This window comes from Lysobacter enzymogenes (assembly GCF_900106525.1).
Lineage (GTDB): Bacteria > Pseudomonadota > Gammaproteobacteria > Xanthomonadales > Xanthomonadaceae > Lysobacter > Lysobacter enzymogenes.
The window spans coordinates 214,914-232,881 of the sequence record NZ_FNOG01000007.1; the positions used below are offsets into that span (position 1 = coordinate 214,914).

The 17,968-nt window shown below is 71.7% G+C and carries 15 protein-coding genes; 13 read left to right on the forward strand and 2 right to left on the reverse strand.

Annotated elements, in window-relative coordinates; genetic code table 11:
- Window positions 1-67: 67 nt before the first annotated feature.
- Window positions 68-733: a glutathione S-transferase family protein gene (locus BLU84_RS18250; RefSeq protein WP_074870675.1), complete on the reverse strand. Its 666-nt coding sequence runs from the start codon at window positions 731-733 to the stop codon at window positions 68-70.
- A 212-nt stretch (window positions 734-945) separates the two neighbouring features.
- Between BLU84_RS18250 and BLU84_RS25830 the strand changes: the two genes are divergently transcribed.
- Window positions 946-1,557 (forward strand): hypothetical protein, encoded by a 612-nt coding sequence (locus BLU84_RS25830; protein WP_139175103.1) that lies wholly within the window; start codon window positions 946-948, stop codon window positions 1,555-1,557.
- A gap of 91 nt (window positions 1,558-1,648) precedes the next feature.
- Here the strand turns inward: BLU84_RS25830 and BLU84_RS18260 are convergent, their stop codons facing one another.
- Window positions 1,649-3,268, reverse strand: a complete 1,620-nt coding sequence (locus BLU84_RS18260; RefSeq protein WP_083382810.1) for a hypothetical protein — start codon at window positions 3,266-3,268, stop codon at window positions 1,649-1,651.
- Window positions 3,269-3,500: 232 nt separating this feature from the next.
- On the opposite strand from BLU84_RS18260, the gene BLU84_RS18265 reads away from it, so the two are divergent.
- The 12 genes from BLU84_RS18265 (at window position 3,501) to BLU84_RS18320 (ending at window position 17,846) form a co-directional block, all read left to right on the forward strand.
- The gene (locus BLU84_RS18265; RefSeq protein ID WP_139175104.1) at window positions 3,501-4,454 is read left to right on the forward strand and encodes a pepsin/retropepsin-like aspartic protease family protein; all 954 of its coding nucleotides are present in this window, start codon (window positions 3,501-3,503) and stop codon (window positions 4,452-4,454) included.
- Between the two features lie 213 nt (window positions 4,455-4,667).
- Window positions 4,668-5,375, forward strand: a complete 708-nt coding sequence (locus BLU84_RS18270; RefSeq protein ID WP_074870882.1) for a PadR family transcriptional regulator — start codon at window positions 4,668-4,670, stop codon at window positions 5,373-5,375.
- A 146-nt stretch (window positions 5,376-5,521) separates the two neighbouring features.
- A complete protein-coding gene (locus tag BLU84_RS18275) occupies window positions 5,522-6,352 on the forward strand; it encodes a siderophore-interacting protein (RefSeq protein WP_074870683.1) in 831 nt (276 codons plus the stop codon).
- A gap of 45 nt (window positions 6,353-6,397) precedes the next feature.
- Window positions 6,398-7,651: an MFS transporter gene (locus tag BLU84_RS18280; RefSeq protein WP_074870685.1), complete on the forward strand. Its 1,254-nt coding sequence runs from the start codon at window positions 6,398-6,400 to the stop codon at window positions 7,649-7,651.
- 284 nt (window positions 7,652-7,935) lie between these two features.
- Window positions 7,936-8,706, forward strand: a complete 771-nt coding sequence (locus BLU84_RS18285; RefSeq protein ID WP_074870687.1) for a fimbrial biogenesis chaperone — start codon at window positions 7,936-7,938, stop codon at window positions 8,704-8,706.
- Window positions 8,707-8,713: 7 nt separating this feature from the next.
- The gene (locus BLU84_RS18290; protein WP_074870692.1) at window positions 8,714-11,323 is read left to right on the forward strand and encodes a fimbria/pilus outer membrane usher protein; all 2,610 of its coding nucleotides are present in this window, start codon (window positions 8,714-8,716) and stop codon (window positions 11,321-11,323) included.
- Window positions 11,324-11,363: 40 nt separating this feature from the next.
- Complete coding sequence (locus tag BLU84_RS18295) at window positions 11,364-12,281, forward strand: fimbrial protein (protein ID WP_139175106.1); 918 nt, start codon at window positions 11,364-11,366, stop codon at window positions 12,279-12,281.
- 282 nt (window positions 12,282-12,563) lie between these two features.
- Window positions 12,564-13,100, forward strand: a complete 537-nt coding sequence (locus BLU84_RS18300) for a fimbrial protein (protein WP_074870696.1) — start codon at window positions 12,564-12,566, stop codon at window positions 13,098-13,100.
- A 97-nt stretch (window positions 13,101-13,197) separates the two neighbouring features.
- Complete coding sequence (locus BLU84_RS18305) at window positions 13,198-14,955, forward strand: S8 family serine peptidase (RefSeq protein WP_074870698.1); 1,758 nt, start codon at window positions 13,198-13,200, stop codon at window positions 14,953-14,955.
- Window positions 14,956-14,957: 2 nt separating this feature from the next.
- Entirely contained in the window at window positions 14,958-15,503 is a 546-nt protein-coding gene (locus BLU84_RS18310; RefSeq protein WP_139175107.1) for a hypothetical protein, read from the forward strand.
- A gap of 121 nt (window positions 15,504-15,624) precedes the next feature.
- On the forward strand, window positions 15,625-17,310 hold the full coding sequence (locus BLU84_RS18315; protein ID WP_074870702.1) for a S8 family serine peptidase: 1,686 nt from the start codon (window positions 15,625-15,627) through the stop codon (window positions 17,308-17,310).
- Window positions 17,311-17,312: 2 nt separating this feature from the next.
- The gene (locus tag BLU84_RS18320) at window positions 17,313-17,846 is read left to right on the forward strand and encodes a hypothetical protein (protein WP_074870705.1); all 534 of its coding nucleotides are present in this window, start codon (window positions 17,313-17,315) and stop codon (window positions 17,844-17,846) included.
- The last annotated feature ends 122 nt before the right edge of the window (window positions 17,847-17,968 follow it).

Below are 17,968 nucleotides of genomic sequence, written 5' to 3' on the forward strand. Positions count from 1 at the left end.
GGTTCGCTCGGTGTTGCCGGCGGCGGCGCGCAATGCGCCGCATCGCGCTGCGGCTCGGCTCGAAGAGCTAAGGCGCCGATTCCGCAGCCGCCTGCGCCTGCAAAAACACCTCGCGCTGCGCCGCGAACGCGCGTTGATAGGCCGGCCGCGCCGTGGCGCGGGCGATATACGCGGCGAGGTTGGCGAACTCGTCGACGATGCCGGCGCTCTGCAGCCGCAGCAGCACCGTGGTCATCAACAGATCGCCGGCGCTGAAATCGCCGTCGAGCCAGTCGGCGTCGCCGAGATGGCGCGACAGTTCGCCCAGCCGCCGGCGCACGCGTTCGTCCAGCATCGTCAGGCGTTGCGCGTACCAGCTCTGCTCGCGCTCGAACAGCCAGGCCATCGAGCGTTCGACGATGGGCGGCTCGACCGTGCTGAGCGCGGCGAACATCCAGGCGATGGCGCGGCTGCGTGCGCCGCTGTCGGCCGGCAACAGGCCGGCGTGGCGTTCGGCCAGGTGCAGGATGATCGCGCCGGATTCGAACAGCGCCAGGCCGTCTTCCTGGTAAGTGGGAATCTGCCCGAACGGATGCAGCGCCAGGTGCGCGGGCTGCTTCATCTCGGCGAACGACAGCAGGCGCACCTGGTAGGGCTGGCCGAGTTCTTCCAGCGTCCAGCGCACGCGCATGTCGCGCGCCAGCCCGGCGCCGCGGTCGGGCGAGCGTTCGAAGGCGGTGATGGTCGGGGTCATGGCGTCGGCTCCGGTCGATGGATGGCCGCGCTCGCGCGCGGCGCGGTTCTGGGATGCGGGCGGCGGGCCGACCGAGGCGGCGAGCGCCTGGCGTCGATGATCCGCCTTTCCTGGTTCGACGAACGGCCGGCGGCGAAATCGACATGCCGCCGTGCGGCCCGGCGCGGGCGGCGTGCCTGCGCGGCGTCATATCGGCCCGCTACCATGCGGCCATGTCGAAATCTTCCGCGCTCGATTACGCCGATGGCCGCGTCGTCCACCTGGTGGCGCGGCTGGATCCGCCTGCGGTGGCGCGGCCGCCCGAGGCGCTGGCCTTGCCGAGCCGGCTGGGCGCGGCCGGGCGGACGTGGTTCGCCGTCGCCAACACATTCGCGTCGGTCGTCGCGGCCTGGGGCATCTTCATCTTGTGGACGCACGCCACGCCCGGCTGGTGGTTCGATCTGCTGTTCACGCTGATGCTCGCCGGCCTGGCGGCGGCGCTGTGGGCGCTGCGCGCCGCGTCGATCCGGCAGGCGCAGTTCGAACGCGGCCTGCAGGCGCGCTGGCGCGAACTCGCGCCGGCCGCGGTCGCCGCGACCGGCCGCATCGTCGGCCGCGATTGGGTGCTGGCCGAGGACGGTTCGGTGTCCTCGTTCGTGCTGACGGTGCAGTCGAGCGAAGGCGACACCTTGAGCGCTCTGTGGCAGCCGGCGAATGCGCGCCAGTCGCTGCTGCAGGCGCAGGTGCCCGGCATCGGCGCGGCGGTGCGGGTGTGGCGGGCGCCGGGCGCGCCGGCCGATGCGCCGCTGGCGATCGAAGTCGCCGACCCGTCGGTGGTGGAGTGATCGGCGTGCGTGCGCAGTCGGATGATGAGGCCGGCTTGGCTCGCGCCGATCGCGCCGATCGCGCCGTTTGCATCCGACGCAGCCGCCGCGCCTAACGAGTCCAGTGTGCGCCGCTGGGCGGCGCACAAAGACCGCAGGTCCGCGCGCACTGATCGCGCATCAGGGTGTAGTAGTTGCTGTTGCTGCACAGGGTTTCGCGGCCGCGGCAACTCGGGGCTTTGTCTTCGCACGAAAGCGGCGCGCCGGACGGCAGCGACGCGGCGCCGCCGGGCGGGTATTGCGGGCAGCGACCGCAAGTCCTTGGGCACTGGGCCGTCATTACGGCGTAGTAGACGGCGTTGTTGCACAGGTGCGCCTGTTGCGGGCAGTCCGTGCCCAGGTCTTGGCACGAGGACGCGGTCGCGGGTTCCAGCAGCGCGGCCGCGCGATAGCGACCGGTGGCGAACGCCGCACCCGGTTGCGCGCGCGCGGCCGCCGCTGCCCGCTGCCCTGGCCCGATCCGATACGCCTGCCGCTGTCCCGCCTCGTTCGCGCTGGTGCCGACGATCCACAGGCCGTTGCGGCTGATCGCCGCGGGCGCGTTGGTGCGGCCGCCGAGCGTGCCGAGCTCGGCGATGGCCGCCGCCGGGCCCCAGGCGAAACCGACTTCCGCGCCTTGCGCGTTTTCGGCCGAGCCGACGACGCGGCCGTCGTCGGCGATCTGACGCGCGTACACGGTGGCGCCGCCGAGCGTGCCCAGGTCGAGCGCATCTTCGCTGGCCGGGTCCTGGGTCGGCGCCCAGAAGAAGCTGCGCGAACGCCCATTGCTGTCGATGTAATGGCCGGCGACGATGCCGGCCTGGTTGAGGCCGACCGCGGACAATTGCTGCCCCATCGCCGCCTCGCGCGGCAGACCGTGCAGCACCGCTGGCGCGGCCTGTGCGCCGTTCCAGCGCACCGCGGCGAGATCGCCGGCCGCGTCCTCGCAGGTGCCGGCGATCTGGCCGGCGGCGTTGACCGCGACGGCCGTGCAATCGGCGCCGGCGACCAGGCCCGGCAGCACGCTCACGCTGTAGCCGCCGAGCGCGTTCGGCGTCCATTGCACCGCCGCGATGCCGCCGCGGCGCAGTTCGCACTGGCCCACCGCGACCGGCGTCGGTGCGGGGCCCAGGGCGACGACGCTGCAGTCGGTCGCCGGCGACAGCAGCGGCGGCAGCAGGCCGGGCACCGGCAGCGCGGTAGCGGCGCGCTGTCCGCTCTTCCACACCACCGGTTGGTCCTTGCCGCCTGGCGTGGTGCTGATGCCGGCGACGGCGCCGGCGGCGTTGACGACCCAGGCTTCGGCGCGATCGTCGCCGGTGCGCGCGTTGAGGATGTCCGGCCGCAGCGACGGCAGCGACGGCGTCGGCCAGCGCACCGGCGCTTGTTCGCCGCCGTCGCCCCAATCGCAATTGCCGCCGATCGCGCCGTCCGCGGCGATGCCGACCGCGCTGCACGCGCCGTCGCCCTGCAACGCCGACAGCACCAGCGCGCCGCTGCCGGCGGCGGGCCAATACACCGGCACGAAGTCGCCGCTGCCGGTGCGGCAACTGCCGATCGCCGCGCCGCCGTCGTTGACGTCGATCGCGCGGCAGGTGCCGCCGCCGAGCGCGCCCAGCGCGGTGGGCGCGGCGAGGACGGGCGCAGCGCATAGCGACAGCGCAAACGGTACGGCGGCGAGCATTGCGCGCATGGCGGACTCCGGTTCGGATGCAAGCGCTCGCCGCCATCGGCGAGGCGTTTCGGCCAGGGTACGCAGCGGCGCGCGCGGCTCCGGCGGCGCGCGTCACAGCATGAGGCTCGGTGAGCGTGCGCGGCCGTCGGCGCGTCGGGCGATGCGCGCCGGCACCCTCTCTTTCGGCACGGTGCGGCCCGGTTCGCGAGCGCTAAGCTGCGCGCAGCCGTTCCTGTCGGAGTTCGCCGTGATGAAGCCGCAGTGGTGGGTGTTGTCCGTCGCGATCGCCGCGGCCGTTGCCGCGCCCGCGCAGGCGCGCATGCAGTACGCGCCGTTCACGATGGTGGAACATTTCGGCGACCGTCCCGTTGTGGAGGCGCGCATCGATACGATCCCGATCGCGTTGCAAGTGCATTCCGGCGCGTCGGGCACGATCGAGATCACGCCGGAAGCGGCCGATGCCTTGGGCTATCGCGAGCGCACCTCGTCGGGGCGCTACGGCATCGACCGCAGCGGCCACCTCGCCGCCGCCGGCGCCTCGCGCACGAGCTTGCGCCGCTTGAGCGTCGGGCCGAGCGTCGTCACTGAGGTTCCCGCGTTCGTGCATGCGTTGCCCGGCGCGAAGGTCGAACTGCCCGGCGCCGGCGAAGCGGGGATGCTCGGGGTCGGCTGGCTGCGCAAGACCCGCGCGATCGTCGACTTCGACGGCAAGCGCATCGGTTTTCCCGACGTGGCCGGCGACAGTGCCGCCGAGCGCGCGCGCCTGGTCGCGGCCGGCTACGCCGCGCTGCGCATGGTCTGGGACGAGAAGGAAGCGTGCTACCTGATCGATGCGAGCCTGGACGGCCATCCGGCGCGGTTGATCGTCAACACCGTGTCCAAGGGCTATCTGGATCTGCCGTCCGCGCGCGCGGCGAAGCTGAGGTTCGGCGGCCGCACCGGCACCGCCGGCGGCCCCGGCGGCGCCAGCGTGCCGGTGCACAAGCCGCTCAAGCCGGTCGGCGTGCGTATCGGCGGCGTCGACTACGGCCGCATCCAGCCGCCGGCTTGGGACACCGGGGCGTATCTGTCGGCGGCGTCGGCCAAGGGCGGCGGGCCGATCCAGGGCGCGCTGGGCGCCACGTTCTGGATCGCGCAGAAGGCGTCGATCGACTTCGGCGACGGCTGGCTGCTGCTGGCTCCGCCCGCGCCAAGCGGCCGATAAGGCCGGCGGGCGCGCCGCGTCCGCAGGGGCCGCCGGGCGGCCCGATAACCCCAGATTGCGAGCGATTCGTCGCCGGGCTTGCCCTGAAGGGCAGGCCGGCGAGGCCGTGGGCGCGGTCCGCTCCGTCCGACGAGCGGTCGCCCGGGAGTGTTGATTTCATATCTTAAGATATATATCGTAAAACACATCTTACGACATAGAAGGATGCTCCCCATGCGCCGTTTCTTCGTGTTCGGCCCCCACCGCGACTGCGACCGCGACGAGGCTTCGCGCTTCGAACGCTTGGCCGGCCACCCCTTCGCCCACTTCGGCGGCCACCACCCGCGCGGCGGCGGCCGCGGCGGACGCCGCGGCGGTTTTCCCGGCGGCCCGGGCGGTCCCGGCTTCCCCGGCGGTTTCGACGACGGCGAAGGCTTCTCGCGCGGCCGCAAGTTCTCTTCCGACGATCTGCAGCTGCTGCTGCTGGCCCTGCTGGAAGACAAGCCCAGCCATGGCTACGAATTGATCAAGGCGCTGGAAACGCGCTCGAACGGTTTCTACAGCCCGAGCCCGGGCATGGTCTATCCGGCGCTGACCTACCTGGAAGAACTGGGCTACGTGACCGTCGAGCTGGAAGGCAACCGCAAGCGCTACGCGCTGGACGAGCCGGGCCGCGCGCATCTGCTCGCCCATCGCGAGCGCGTCGATACGATGTTGGCCAAGCTCAACCACATCGCGCGCAAGATGGATTCGGTGCGGCGCGCGTTGGCCGGCGAAGATCCGGCCGATCCGAGCGAAGGCGGCTGGGTGCCGGAGCTGATCCAGGCGCGGCGCGCGCTCAAGACCGCGCTGTTCCGCCGCGACGACGTGCCGGCCGACGAGCAGCGCCGGATCGCCGCGATCCTGCAGCGCGCCACCCGCGAGATCGAGGACGGCGCCTGATCGCCGCGGCCGCGATCGCTGCAACCGTCGCGGCGACTGTCGCCGCGATGCAGCGCGGCGAAGACGGCCCAGACGCGCGGCCGCACCCGCCGCAGCGCACCCACGCCCCGCGCGAGCGCCCTCGCGCGAACCACAGGACTTCCCCCATGCAAGCCCCCACCGACCTGGCGGTCGCGCGCGTCCGCCATCCGCTGAAGCTGCGCCAGTTGCGCGTGACCGCCGTGGAATCGGCGACGCCGCATCTGCGCCGCATCACCCTCGCCGACGAATCGCTGGCCGATTTCGTATCGGCCTCGTTCGACGACCACGTCAAAGTGTTTTTCCCCGCGCCCGGGCAGGACCGTCCGGCCTTGCCGACGCTGGGCCCGGACGGCCTGGTGTTCGCCGACGGCGCCGCGCGCCCGGTGGTGCGCGATTTCACCCCGCGCCGGTTCGACCGCGACGCGCGCGAGCTCGTGCTCGAATTCGCCCTGCACCAGGCCGGCCCGGCCAGCGACTGGGCGCGCCAGGCGCAGGTCGGCCATTACCTCGGCATCGGTGGCCCGCGCGGGTCGCGCGTGGTGCCGACCGGTTTCGCCTGGCATCTGTTGATCGGCGACGACACCGCCTTGCCGGCGATCGCGCGCCGCTTGCAGGAGCTGCCGGCGGGCGTGCGCGCCATCGCGGTGCTTGAAGTGCAAGACGCCAGCGCGCAGCTCGAGTTCGAGTGCGCGGCCGCGCTGGAAACGCATTGGCGCTATCGCATCGGCAACGACGCGGACGCCGAGTCGCCGCTGCTGCGCGCGCTGCGCGACCTGCGCCTGCCGCAGGAGGACCGCGACGGCCCGGGCTACGTCTGGGCCGCCGGCGAGTCCGCCGCGATCCGTGCGGTGCGCCAGCACCTGCTGAACGAGCGCGGCATCGACAAGGCGCGCCTGCACGCGGCCGGCTACTGGAAGCGCGGCGCGCAGGGCGTGCACGAAACCCTGGACGACTGACGCGCCCCCTCCCTCGTCGCGGCCGCAACGGCCGCAAGGACTCCCATGTACTCGATCTCGCCCTTGCGCGAGCGGCGCCTGCTGTGGCTGCTCATGCTGACCCAGTTCACCTTGATCATGGACTTCATGGTGATGATGCCGCTGGGCCCGCAGATCATGCGCGCCCTGCACATCTCGCCGGCGCAGTTCGCCGCGGCCGTTTCGGCTTATTCGCTGTGCGGCGGCCTGTCCGGCCTGCTCGCGGCCACCTATATCGACCGCTTCGACCGGCGCAAGCTGCTGCTGGCGATGTACGCGTTGTTCGCGCTGTCGAACCTGGCCTGCGCCTTGGCCGACAGCTATGCGCTGCTGCTGGCCTCGCGCGCGTTCGCCGGCATCAGCGGCGGCGTGCTCGGCTCGATCATCATGGCGATCATCGCCGACGTGATCCCCGCGCAACGCCGCGGCGCCGCCACCGGCACGGTGATGACCTCGTTCTCGGTCGCCTCGGTGATCGGCGTGCCGGTCGGCGTGCTGCTCGGCGCGCACTTCCATTGGTCGGCGCCGTTCTGGCTGCTGGTGGCGCTGTCGTTGCTGATCTGGATCGGCGGCGCGCGGGCGGTGCCGCCGCTGGACCGGCATTTGTCGCAACAGCCGCACAGCCTGGCCCAGGCGCTGCCGAACCTGCTGCGGCTGTTCGCCAACCCGCGCCACCTCAACGCCTTCGCCCTGACCTTGATGCTGACCACCTCGCAGATGCTGGTGATTCCGTTCATCTCGCCGATGCTGGTGGCCAACCACGGCATCGACCCCTCGCAGTTGTCGTGGATGTACATGGCCGGCGGCGTCGCCGCGTTCTTCACCTCGCGCCTGATCGGGCGGCTGGCCGACCGCCACGGCAAGCAGCGGGTGTATCGCATCGCGGTGCTGGTGTCGTTGCTGCCGGTGTTGTTCGTCACCCATCTGCCGGCGGTCGGCTTCATCGCGATGCTGCTGTTCTTCCCCGTGTTCATGGTCTCGATGAACGGGCGCATGGTGCCGCTGCAGGCCTTGCAGACCACGGTGCCGCAGCCGGAGCAGCGCGGCGCCTATCTCAGCGCGAACAGCGCGGTGATGTCGCTGGGCACCGGCATCGGTGCGTGGCTGGGCGGCTTGATGCTGAGCGCCGATGCGAGCGGGCATATCGCCGGCTACGGTGCGGTCGGCTGGATCGCCGCGGGCCTGGCGCTGTGTTCGGCGCTGTGGGTGGGACGGGTGAGCGCGGCGGATACAGCGCCGGCCCCCGTGCCGGCCGGCGAGCGCCGCGACGAAACGGCCTGACGTCGGCGGCCTGAACGCGGGCGGCGCTCGCCAAGCGCGGCCGCGCGGATGGACTCGCCGGCCGATGCGTGCACAATCGCCCGGGCGAGCGGGGTAGGGGTTGCGGACTGGGCGCGCGTTCTAGGTTAGGAGCGGGTGTCGGCCGGTCCGGCCGCGCGCTCGGCCGCCGATGCGCGCACGGCTGCGCCGTTCGCTCGCATCGCGCCGCGCCGATCGAAGCGGCTGCGGCCGCGATCGAACCGCCGCGCATGCGCGCCGTCCACGAGCCAGGAGTGCGATCAGGTATGACCAAGCTGTGCCGGAAAAAACGCTGGGCCGCGCTGGCGTTGGCTGTCGTGAGTTGCGGCCTGTTCGCGCCGGCGCAGGCCGAGGTCACCATCGCCGGCACGCGTGTGGTCTATCCGGCGCAACAGCGCGAGGTCGCGGTCAAGCTCAACAACGTCGGCGCGCGGCCGGCGCTGGTGCAGGTGTGGGTCGACGACGGCGATCCGAAGCAATCGCCCGACACCAGCAAGGCGCCGTTCCTGGTCTCGCCGCCGGTGGTGCGGATCGAGCCGGGCAAGGGCCAGGCGTTGCGCCTGGTGTACGGCCCGACCGCGGCGGGCGCGCAGGCGCCGGACGGGCGCGAGTCGGTGTATTGGCTCAACGTGCTGGAGATCCCGCCCAGCATGGATTCGGCCGAGGCCGACCAGAATCATCTGCAGGTCGCGTTCCGCACCCGCATCAAGGTGTTCCTGCGTCCGCAGGGGCTGGCCGGCGATCCCGAGGCGGCCGCGCGCGGATTGCGCTGGCGAGTGGTGCGCAGCGATGCCGGCGGCTGGGCGCTGGAGTGCGCCAACCCCGGCGCGTTCCACGTGTCCTTCGGCCGCGTCGCGCTCAGCGCGGGCGGCCGCGAATACCGCTTCGACAACGCCGGCATGCTCGCGCCCGGCGCAAGCCTGCGCCTGGATCTGGCCGAGTTGTCGGCGGCGCCGGCCGCCGGCGCGGCGGTCGCCTATTCGATCATCAACGACTACGGCGGGCGCACCGAGCTGCAAGGGCAGACCGCGGAGTAGACGCGCGATGGCGCGCAGCCACCGTTCGCCGCGCGCCGCGCGGCCCGCCGCGTCGAAGCAAGCGCCGGCCGCGCGCGCACTGCGCGGCGGCTTGTGCCTGGGCATCGCCTTCGCCGGCGCCGTGCAGGCGGCAGGGCCGCAGTCGTCGTCGCCGCTGCAATCGTCGGCGCAGCCGCCGCAACAACCGCAACAACCGGCGCCGCCAGCGCCGCCGCCCGCTGCCTCGCCGGCCTCCGCATCGCCCGCAGCGGCCGAACCGCAATTCGACCTGCGCTATCTGTCCGGCAGCGCGCGCCAGGCCGATCTGTCGCGCTTCGCTCGCGCCGGCGAAGTCGCGCCGGGGCGCTATCGCCTGGACGTGCGCGTCAACGGCGCGTTCGCGCTGCGCGAGGAAATCGAGTTCCGCAGCGAGCAAGCCGGAGCCCCCGCGCGCCCGTGCCTGAGCGGGCCGCTGCTGCGCCGGCTCGGCGTCGATCTGCCGGCGACGGCGGACGAACCCGAGTGCGTCGATCTGGCCGCGCGCGTCGCCCAGGCCGCGGTGCAGGTGGACTTCGCCGAGTTGTCGCTCGACCTCAGCGTGCCGCAGGCGGCGCTGCGCCGCAGCGCGCGCGGCGCGGTCGCGCCGGAGCTGTGGCAGCGGGGCGAGAACGCGCTGGTGCTGGGCTACAGCTACAGCGAAAGCGAACTGCGCGGCGACGACGGCGATTACCGCAGCCGCTACCTCGGCGTGGAGTTCGGCGCCAACCTCGGCGCCTGGCAATACCGCCAGCGCGGCGCGCTGAGCTGGGCCGACGGCGAACCCTCGCGCTGGGACACCCAGGCCGCGTATCTGGAACGCGCATTGCCTGCGTGGTCGGGGCGGCTGCAACTGGGCCGCGCCACCGCCGGCGATCCGACCCTGGGCGTGTACGGCTTCCGCGGTGCGCGCCTGATCAAGGACGAGCGCATGGTGCCCGATTCGCTGCGCGGCTACGCGCCGGTGGTGCGCGGCACCGCCTACAGCAACGCGGTGGTGGAAATCCGCCAGCGCGGCAGCCTGTTGTATCGCAGCAACGTCGCGCCGGGGCCGTTCGAGATCGACGACCTGTACGCGGCCAGCAACGGCGGCGACCTCGACGTGGCGGTGATCGAAGCCGACGGCCGCGTCGCCAGCTTCCGCGTCGCCAACGCCTCCAATCCGCAGCTGCGCCGCGCCGGCAGCCTGGGCTACGAATTCGTGCTCGGCCGGGTCGAGGAAACCGCGTTGTCGCAGCGGCCCGGCGTGGCCCAGGCCAGCGCGCAGTACGGGTTCTCCAACGCCTTCACCGGCTATGCCGGCGCGCTGCTCAGCGACGGCTATCGCTCGGCGGTGCTCGGCGCGGCCTGGAACACCGACTGGGGCGCGTTCTCGCTCGACGCCAATCCGGTGCGCGCCGAAGGCGTCGGCACCGCAGTGCGCTGGCGCAGCGGCTACAACCGCCGCTTCGACAACGGCCTGGTGGCGACGACGACCGTGGCGGCCTACACCGGCGATGCGCACCTGGACCTGTACGCCGCGCTGCGCCGGCGCGAACAGCCGCTGCCCGGCGCCGACGCGCGCGGCCTGCGCGACAGCGCGCAGCTGTCGCTGAGCTGGCCGCTGAGCGCGCGCACCTCGCTGTACCTGAGCGGCTCGCGCCTGGGCTATCGCGACCGCTCCAGCAGCGGCAACTACCAGGCCGGCGTGCGCGGGCAGTGGCGCAACCTCGGCATCGTGTTCACCGCCGCGCGCGTCGACGACGCGGCTGGGCGCAGCGACGATCAGTACTTCCTCGGTCTGACCTTGCCGCTGGGACGCGCGGCCACCGTCGCCGCTTCGCTGGAGCGCCGCGCGCGCGGCAGCGATACTCGGCTCGGCGTGAGCGGCAGCCTCGGCGAAGAGGACGTGCTCGGCTACGGCGTCAGCGTCGCCGACGGCGCCGGCGGCAACCGCACCGGCGCGGCCAACGCGCTGTACCGCGCGCCGTTCGCGACGGTCAACGCGTCCTACGGCTGGGGCCGCGGCTATCGCCAATACGGCTGGGGCGTGGACGGCGTGGCCGTGCTGCACGCGCACGGCCTGACCCTGGGCCCGCAATACGGCGAAACCATGGCTCTGGTCGCGGCCGACGGCGCCGGCGGCGCGCGCCTGCTCAACCAGGGCGGCGCGCGCGTGGACCGGCGCGGCTACGCGTTGGCGCCGTATCTGATTCCGTATGCGCGCAACACCGTCGAGATCGATCCGCTCAGCGCGCGCGCCCAGGTCGACATCGCCGGCACCGCGCAAACCGTGGTGCCGTTCGCCGGCGCGGTGGTGCGCATGGAATACCCGACCCGCGGCGGCCGCGGCGCGATCCTGAGCGTGCGCGACGACGCCGGCGCAGCGCTGCCGTTCGCCGCCGACGTGCTCGATGAAAGCGGCCGCAGCGTCGGCGCGGTGGCGCAGGCCAGCCGCATCTATGCCACCGGGCTGGCCGAACGCGGCCGCCTGCACGTACGCTGGGGCGCGCAAGGCGGGCGCCGCTGCACGATCGACTACGTCCTTCCTCCGCCTTCCCGCCAGAGCGAGAACGCTTATGCGCTCGTCGAAGCCGTCTGCCATCGCGATGATCCGCCCTGAACGCGGCGAGCGTTGTCTCGCGCGCGCCTGCGCCGCCGTCGTGTTCAGCGCCGCAGCGCTCGCCGCCGGCGCCGCGCATGCGCAGTGCGCCGCGCCGAGCGAGCGCGCCATCGCCATCGACGCGGCCATCGCGGTGCCGCGCGACCGCGCCGCCGGCAGCGTGTTGTACGCTGCCGACTATCCCTTGCCGGCGCCGCCGCCGGGTTGCGCCGATGCCGCCGGCGACGGCGGCTGGCGCTACGCGCAGACGCCGCATCCCGGCCAGTCCGAAGACATCTACCGCACCAGTGTGGCGGCGATCGGCGTGCGCCTGTCGATCGACGGCCGCGCGCTGCCCACCGCTGAATACGCTGCGGTCGCGGCCGGGCCTTCCGGCCGCGGCAGCCTGCGCGTGGAACTGATCAAGCTCGACGCCGCGGGCGGCGGCGGCGCGATCCGCGGCGCCGATCTGCCGACGCTGGTCTATCGCGGCGGCCCGAGCGCCAACGGCGGCGACGCGGTCGCCGCGCGGGTCAGCTTCACCGGCGCGATCTCGGTGCGTGCGACCACCTGCAACACGCCGAGCTTGCGCGTGGCGTTGGCGCCGATCGCACCGCAGGCGCTGGCCCAGCCCGGCGCCAGCGCCGGCGCCAAGGATTTCGAACTGCGCCTGGACGATTGCCCCGCGGGGCTGACCCGGATCAGCTATCGGCTCGATCCGCTCGGCGGCGCCGATGCCGCGACCTCGGCGCTCGCGCTCGATGCCAGCGCCAGCGCGCGCGGTGTGGCCGTTCAGATCCGCGACCGCGACGGCCGCCCGGTCGCGTTCGGCGTCAACCACGAAGTGCGCGCCACCGGTCTCGGCGACGGCGGCAGTTTCCGCGTTCCCTTGCAAGCCGCGTACTACCGCAGCGATGCGCAGCCGGCGCAACCGGGCACGGTATCGGCGTCGCTGACGTTCACGCTCAGCTACGAGTGATGCGCCGCGTCGATACGCCGCAGCATCGACGTTGCTGACGAGCGCAAAGCTCCGCTGAATTCGACCCACCTCTCAAATGCACAATTTGTGTGGGGGGGTGATGCGACGGCACTGCGTTACATCGAGTAGCGAGCGAATCCGCGAAGCCCGGGTCGAGTTCCTCCGATCCCCGCGCCGCACCGAGGATTCCTTGCCACATCGGCCGGCCCGGATTCGACGACGACGCATCCGGACCCGGGGTCGGGCCGCCTTGCCATGCGACTTTCAGATTCAAGGGACGATATGAAGACCGCTTCCATCGCCGTACTCGCCATTGCGCTCGCCCTGCCCGCGTCCGCGTTCGCCGCCGACGGCACCATCCGCATCGAAGGTTCGGTGATCGCGCCGACCTGTGTACTCACCAACGGTCCGACTCCGGCCGACATCCGGGTCAAGCTGCCCGCGGTCGCGGTGTCGGCGCTTTCGGCTTCCGGCCAGACCGCCGGACGCACGCCGTTCTTCATCCGCGTCGCCGATTGCGACGCCAGCACCGCCCAGGTCCAGACCTATTTCGAACCGGGCCCGACCATCAACACCAGCAGCAACAACCTGACCTTGCAGGGCGGCACCGGCATCGCCGGCAACGTCGAACTGCAATTGCTCAATGCCGACCACTCGCAGGTGCTGCTCGGCAATCCGCTGGGCCTGCAGAACACCCAGTCGGTCGCGGTGGAAGGCGGCGGCGCGGCGCTGCGCTATTACGCGCAGTACGTGGCCACCGGCGCGGCGACGGCCGGTGCGGCCAACAGCAGCGTCACCTTCACCATGATCTACCAGTAAGGCCCATCCCCCACGCGCAGGCTTACCGCGACGGCCGGAGCGAACGCTCCGGCCGCAACGGGGAAGGCATGCCCGAAGAATTCAAGGAGTTGGCGGTATGCGACAGCATCTGAGCAAAAGGACGGCGCTGAGCCTGGCCATCGCGGCCCTGGCCTGGGCCGGCGCCGCGCAGGCGCAGCAGGGCGATCCCTTGTATCGCTATCAGTGGCATCTGATGAACTACGGCCAGAGCGTGCTCGGCGACACCAAGCCCGCGTTCGGCATCGATGTAGGCATCGACGACCTGCACGACTACAACATCCGCGGCCGCGACGTCGTGGTCGGCGTGGTCGACGAAGGCCTGCAGATCGCCCATCCCGATCTGGCCGCGAACGTCGTGCCCGACGGCTCGCGCAACTTCAACACCGGCGGCCCGATCCACGACCCCAGCCCGACCCAGGCCGGCGAAGGCCACGGCACCGCGGTCGGCGGCATCATCGCCGCGGTCGGCTGGAACGGCATCGGCGTGCGCGGCGTGGCGCCGGCGGCCAAGCTCAAGGGCTTCAACTTCCTGTCGCCGCGCGCCGGCGGCAACCAGAACGACAACATCGTCTATTCGTGGTGGGACGGCGCCGAATCCAAGGACGTCGCAGTCTCCAACAACAGCTGGGGCGCCGCGCCGCTGCTGCCGCCGGCGTTCTCCGAGAACGAGGTCGGCGCGTTCGAAAAGCCGATGGCGGCCACCCGCAACGGCCTCGGCGCGATCTACGTCAAGGCCGCGGGCAACCACTACAATCAGCATCCGGTGTTCTTCGGCCTGTTCAACGCCTGCACCGCGGAAACCCGCGCGGCCAACGTCGGCTGCACCCAGGCCGGCTTCGATCCGCGCAACAACTTGTTCAGCGTGATGACCATCGCCGCGGTCAACGCCGCCGGCGTGCGTTCGAACTACTCCAGCCCCGGCTCGGCGCTGTGGGTGTCGGGTCTGGGCGGCGAATACGGCCATCAGAAGCCGTACTCGACCCAGACCAATCCGCTCAACTTCGACCCGGCCATCGTCACCACCGACGTCAGCGGCTGCGTCAACGGCTACAACAGCGACGCCGCCGGCGCGCGCCTCAACGCGCTCGATTCCAGCCAGTCGACCATCGACAGCACGTGCAACTACACCGGCCGCATGAACGGCACCTCGGCGGCGACGCCGACCGTGGCCGGCGTCAGCGCGCTGGTGCTGCAGGCCAATCCGAAGCTGGGCTATCGCGACGTGCGCTACATCCTGGCCGCGACCGCACGCCAGATCGATCCGAACCAGCCGACGGTCAAGCACGCCAACGGCACGGTGATCGCGCCGGGCTGGAGCGCCAACGCCGCCGGCCATCGCTTCAGCAACTGGTACGGCTACGGCCTGGTCGACGCCACCGCCGCGGTGCAGCGGGCGATGGCGTTCAAGCCGCTGCCGGCGCTGATCGACAGCGGCTGGAGCCGCGCCGAAGTGGCCGCGCCAGTGGCGATCGGCGGCGCGGGCGCGCCGGCCAAGCTGCAGGTGCGCATCGACCGCCGCATCGGCAAGGTCGAAGGAGTGCAGTTGGGTTTGGAGACGACCTATCCGATCACCGCCGGCTTCTTCTCCACCGCACCTTCGCCGCTGCTGGTCACCCTGACCTCGCCCAGCGGCACCAAGAGCTATGTGGTGCCGGCGATGACCGGCGTCGGCTCGACCACCGCCTTCACCATCCCCTTCATCGCCAGCAACGCGTTCCTGGACGAAAACGGCGATGGCCTGTGGACCCTGGAAGTCGCCGACGTGCCGCTGGCCGCGGGCGCGGCGTCGAAGGGCAATCTCACTGGATTCAAGATCCGCGTGCTGGGGCACTGACTATGAAGACCCTTCCTGTGTTGTGCGTTTCCCTGCTCGGCATGGTGTTGGCGAGCGGCGCGCAGGCCCAAACCGGCGCGCCCGAATCGCTGCGCCAGGCCGCTACCGGCGCCAGCTTCAAGATCGGCGATACCCAGTTCCGGCTGGCGCCGTCGGCGACGGTGACCGCCGCCGACGCCTCGGCCGATCCGGGCCAGGCCGTGGTCGCGGGCAAGTACGCGCTCGCGCTCGGCGCCGCGCCGGCTGCGGCCAAGCGCGGCCTCGCCGCGGCGCCGTCGCCGAAGCTGGCCGCGGCGGTGTCGCAGACCGGCGAGCCGGTGGTGGTGACCTCCTCGGTCAACGTCTACTTCGATCAAGCCAGCGTGCTCGACGAAGCGGTGCGCCGCACCGGCGGCCGGCTGACCTACGCCTCGGCGATCGGCGGCAAGGGCACGATCGAGTTCGATTCGGTGCAGCAAGCGCTGGACGCGGTGGCCAAGTTGCAGGGCCAGGCCGGCATCAAGGAGGCCAGCCCGAAGATCGAGCAGTTGGAAAACATGGTGCTGTAAGCGCCCCGCGCCGCGTCCGCGCAACCGCGCGGGCGCGCCGCGGCGGCATTCGCGCAGCGCTACGACCCGCGGCGCCGGCAGGCGCCGCGCGGCCTTTCCTTATTCCGGTGGAGTGGCAGTCATGCGGCAAACGATCTTGAGAACGAGCGCGCTCGCGGCGGCGCTGTTGGGCGCGTCCGCCGCCCACGCGCAGAACGACCCGCTGTATCGCTATCAGTGGCATCTGATGAACTACGGCCAGGCGGTGCTGGCCGACACGCGCCCCACCTTCGGCATCGATATGGGCATCGACGACCTGCACGACTACAACATCCGCGGCCGCGGCGTGGTGGTGTCGGTGGTCGACCAGGGCGTGGAAATCGCCCATCCGGACCTGGCCGCGAATGTGGTGCCGGACGGTTCGTGGAACTTCAACGACAACTCGCACGATCCCACTCCGGTCAGCGGCGGCTCCTCGCACGGCACCATGGTCGCCGGGATCATGGCGGCGGTGGGCTGGAACGGCATCGGCGTGCGCGGCGTGGCGCCGTCGGCGCGGTTGAAGAGCTTCAACTACCTCGACGCCGCCAGCACCACCGCGCAGTTGCAGTACGCATGGTGGGACGGCGCCGAGGCGCGCGACGTGGCCGTGGTCAACAACAGCTTCGGTTCCACCGCCACCACCATTCCGGCGTTCTCGGAAAACGAAGTGCAGGCCTATGAGGGGCCGATGTCGGCCACGCGCAACGGCCTGGGCGCGATCTATGTGAAATCCGCCGGCAACGACTTCATCTCCGATTGCCCGAAGGCGGTGGTCGACGCCAACGTCGGCTGCAAGCAGACCGGCCTGGACCGCCGCAACAACATGTTCAACGTGATGACCATCGCCGCGGTCAACGCCGAGGGCAAGCGTTCGAGCTATTCCTCGGCCGGTTCGTCGCTGTGGGTGTCGGGCCTGGGCGGCGAGTACGGGCGTCAGGTCGCTTATTCGCCCGGCTATGCCGCGGTGTCGTACAAGCCCGCCATCGTCACCACCGACCTGGCCGGCTGCGTGCGCGGCAGCAACGCCAACGGCAACGTGCGCAACGCGCTGTCCACCGACGCTTCGACCATCGACAACACCTGCAACTACGTCGGCACGATGAACGGCACCTCCGCGGCCGCGCCGACCGTGTCCGGCGTCGCCGCGCTGATGCTGCAGGCCAATCCGAAGCTGAGCTTCCGCGATGTGCGCTACATCCTGGCCACCACCGCGCGCCAGCTCGATCCGGGCCAGCCGGCGGCGGTGCACGCCAACGGCACGGTGCTGGTTCCGGGCTGGACCCGCAACGCGGCCGGGCGCTCCTTCAGCAACTGGTTCGGCTACGGCCTGGTCGATGCGTCGCTCGCGGTCGAGGTGGCCGGCACGTTCAAGCCGCTGCCGCGCTTGATCGACAGCGGCTGGCAACGCATCGCGCCCACCGACGCGGTCGCCATCGGCGGCGCCGGCGCGCCGGCCAAGCTGCGCATCGCCATCGGCAACGACATCCGCAAGATCGAGATCGTGCAACTGGGCTGGGCGAGCAACTACGCCCACACCAGCAGCACCGTGCCGTTCCCGGTGCAGGTGACCCTGGTCTCGCCCAGCGGCACGCGCAGCACCGTGTTCCCGGCGATGACGCGCCTGAACACCAGCGCGTTCAAGGCCGACTTCTTCGCCAGCAACGCCTTCCTCGACGAACCGGGGCAGGGCACCTGGACCCTGGAAGTGGCCGACGTGCCGCTGGCCGACGGCAGCGCCTCCAAGGGCGGCCTGGCCTCTTTCAAAATCCGCGTTCTGGGGCATTGAGCATGAAAACCGCGATCTTGATTTGCCCGTTGCTGTTGGCCGCGGCCTCGGTCCACGCGCAGTCGGCCGACAGCGCGCGCGACGCGTTGCGCCAGGCCGCCACCGGCGATGCGTTCCGCATCGGCTACACCCAGTTCCGCCTCGCGCCGCAGGGCGTGGTCAGCGCGGCGGCGAAAACCGCCGACGGCCAGTCCGTGCGCGTGGGCGAGTACGCCGTGCGCGTGCAGGCGGCCGGCGCGCGCAGCGCCCGCGCCGTCACCGCCAAGCCGCGCCTGGCCGCGGCCGTCGGCGACGACGGCAAGGCGGTGGTGGTGACCTCCACCCTCAACGTCTACCACCGCGATCCGGCCGCGCTGCAGGCCGCGGTGCGCGCCAGCGGCGGCAAGCTGACGTACTCCTCCGTCGCCGGCGGCAACGGCCGGATCGAATTCGATTCGGTCGACGCGGCGATCCGGGCGATGCCCACGATCCAGGCCATCGCCGGGATCAAGGAAGTCGCGCCGGAAATCATCGAGGGCGAGGACGCGCCGAACTGAGTTCGGCGAACCCGAGCCACCCAAAACCGACGCACCCAACCGATCGAGTTGCAGCGCGCCGCGGACGCGGCGCAGCGGCTTGTCCCACGGACGCGAGTCCGACCAAACCCAAGGAGTTGGCG

Bases quoted from the DNA above. Each gene is read 5' to 3' on its own strand.
- BLU84_RS18315 (WP_074870702.1), top strand. From the start codon at position 15,625: ATGCGGCAAACGATCTTGAGAACGAGCGCGCTCGCGGCGGCGCTGTTG.
- BLU84_RS18305 (WP_074870698.1), top strand. From the start codon at position 13,198: ATGCGACAGCATCTGAGCAAAAGGACGGCGCTGAGCCTGGCCATCGCG.
- BLU84_RS18285 (WP_074870687.1), top strand. From the start codon at position 7,936: ATGACCAAGCTGTGCCGGAAAAAACGCTGGGCCGCGCTGGCGTTGGCT.
- BLU84_RS18250 (WP_074870675.1), bottom strand. From the start codon at position 733: ATGACCCCGACCATCACCGCCTTCGAACGCTCGCCCGACCGCGGCGCC.
- BLU84_RS18300 (WP_074870696.1), top strand. From the start codon at position 12,564: ATGAAGACCGCTTCCATCGCCGTACTCGCCATTGCGCTCGCCCTGCCC.
- BLU84_RS18280 (WP_074870685.1), top strand. From the start codon at position 6,398: ATGTACTCGATCTCGCCCTTGCGCGAGCGGCGCCTGCTGTGGCTGCTC.
- BLU84_RS18290 (WP_074870692.1), top strand. From the start codon at position 8,714: ATGGCGCGCAGCCACCGTTCGCCGCGCGCCGCGCGGCCCGCCGCGTCG.
- BLU84_RS18260 (WP_083382810.1), bottom strand. From the start codon at position 3,268: ATGCGCGCAATGCTCGCCGCCGTACCGTTTGCGCTGTCGCTATGCGCT.
- BLU84_RS18275 (WP_074870683.1), top strand. From the start codon at position 5,522: ATGCAAGCCCCCACCGACCTGGCGGTCGCGCGCGTCCGCCATCCGCTG.
- BLU84_RS18320 (WP_074870705.1), top strand. From the start codon at position 17,313: ATGAAAACCGCGATCTTGATTTGCCCGTTGCTGTTGGCCGCGGCCTCG.
- BLU84_RS18265 (WP_139175104.1), top strand. From the start codon at position 3,501: ATGAAGCCGCAGTGGTGGGTGTTGTCCGTCGCGATCGCCGCGGCCGTT.
- BLU84_RS18310 (WP_139175107.1), top strand. From the start codon at position 14,958: ATGAAGACCCTTCCTGTGTTGTGCGTTTCCCTGCTCGGCATGGTGTTG.
- BLU84_RS25830 (WP_139175103.1), top strand. From the start codon at position 946: ATGTCGAAATCTTCCGCGCTCGATTACGCCGATGGCCGCGTCGTCCAC.
- BLU84_RS18270 (WP_074870882.1), top strand. From the start codon at position 4,668: ATGCGCCGTTTCTTCGTGTTCGGCCCCCACCGCGACTGCGACCGCGAC.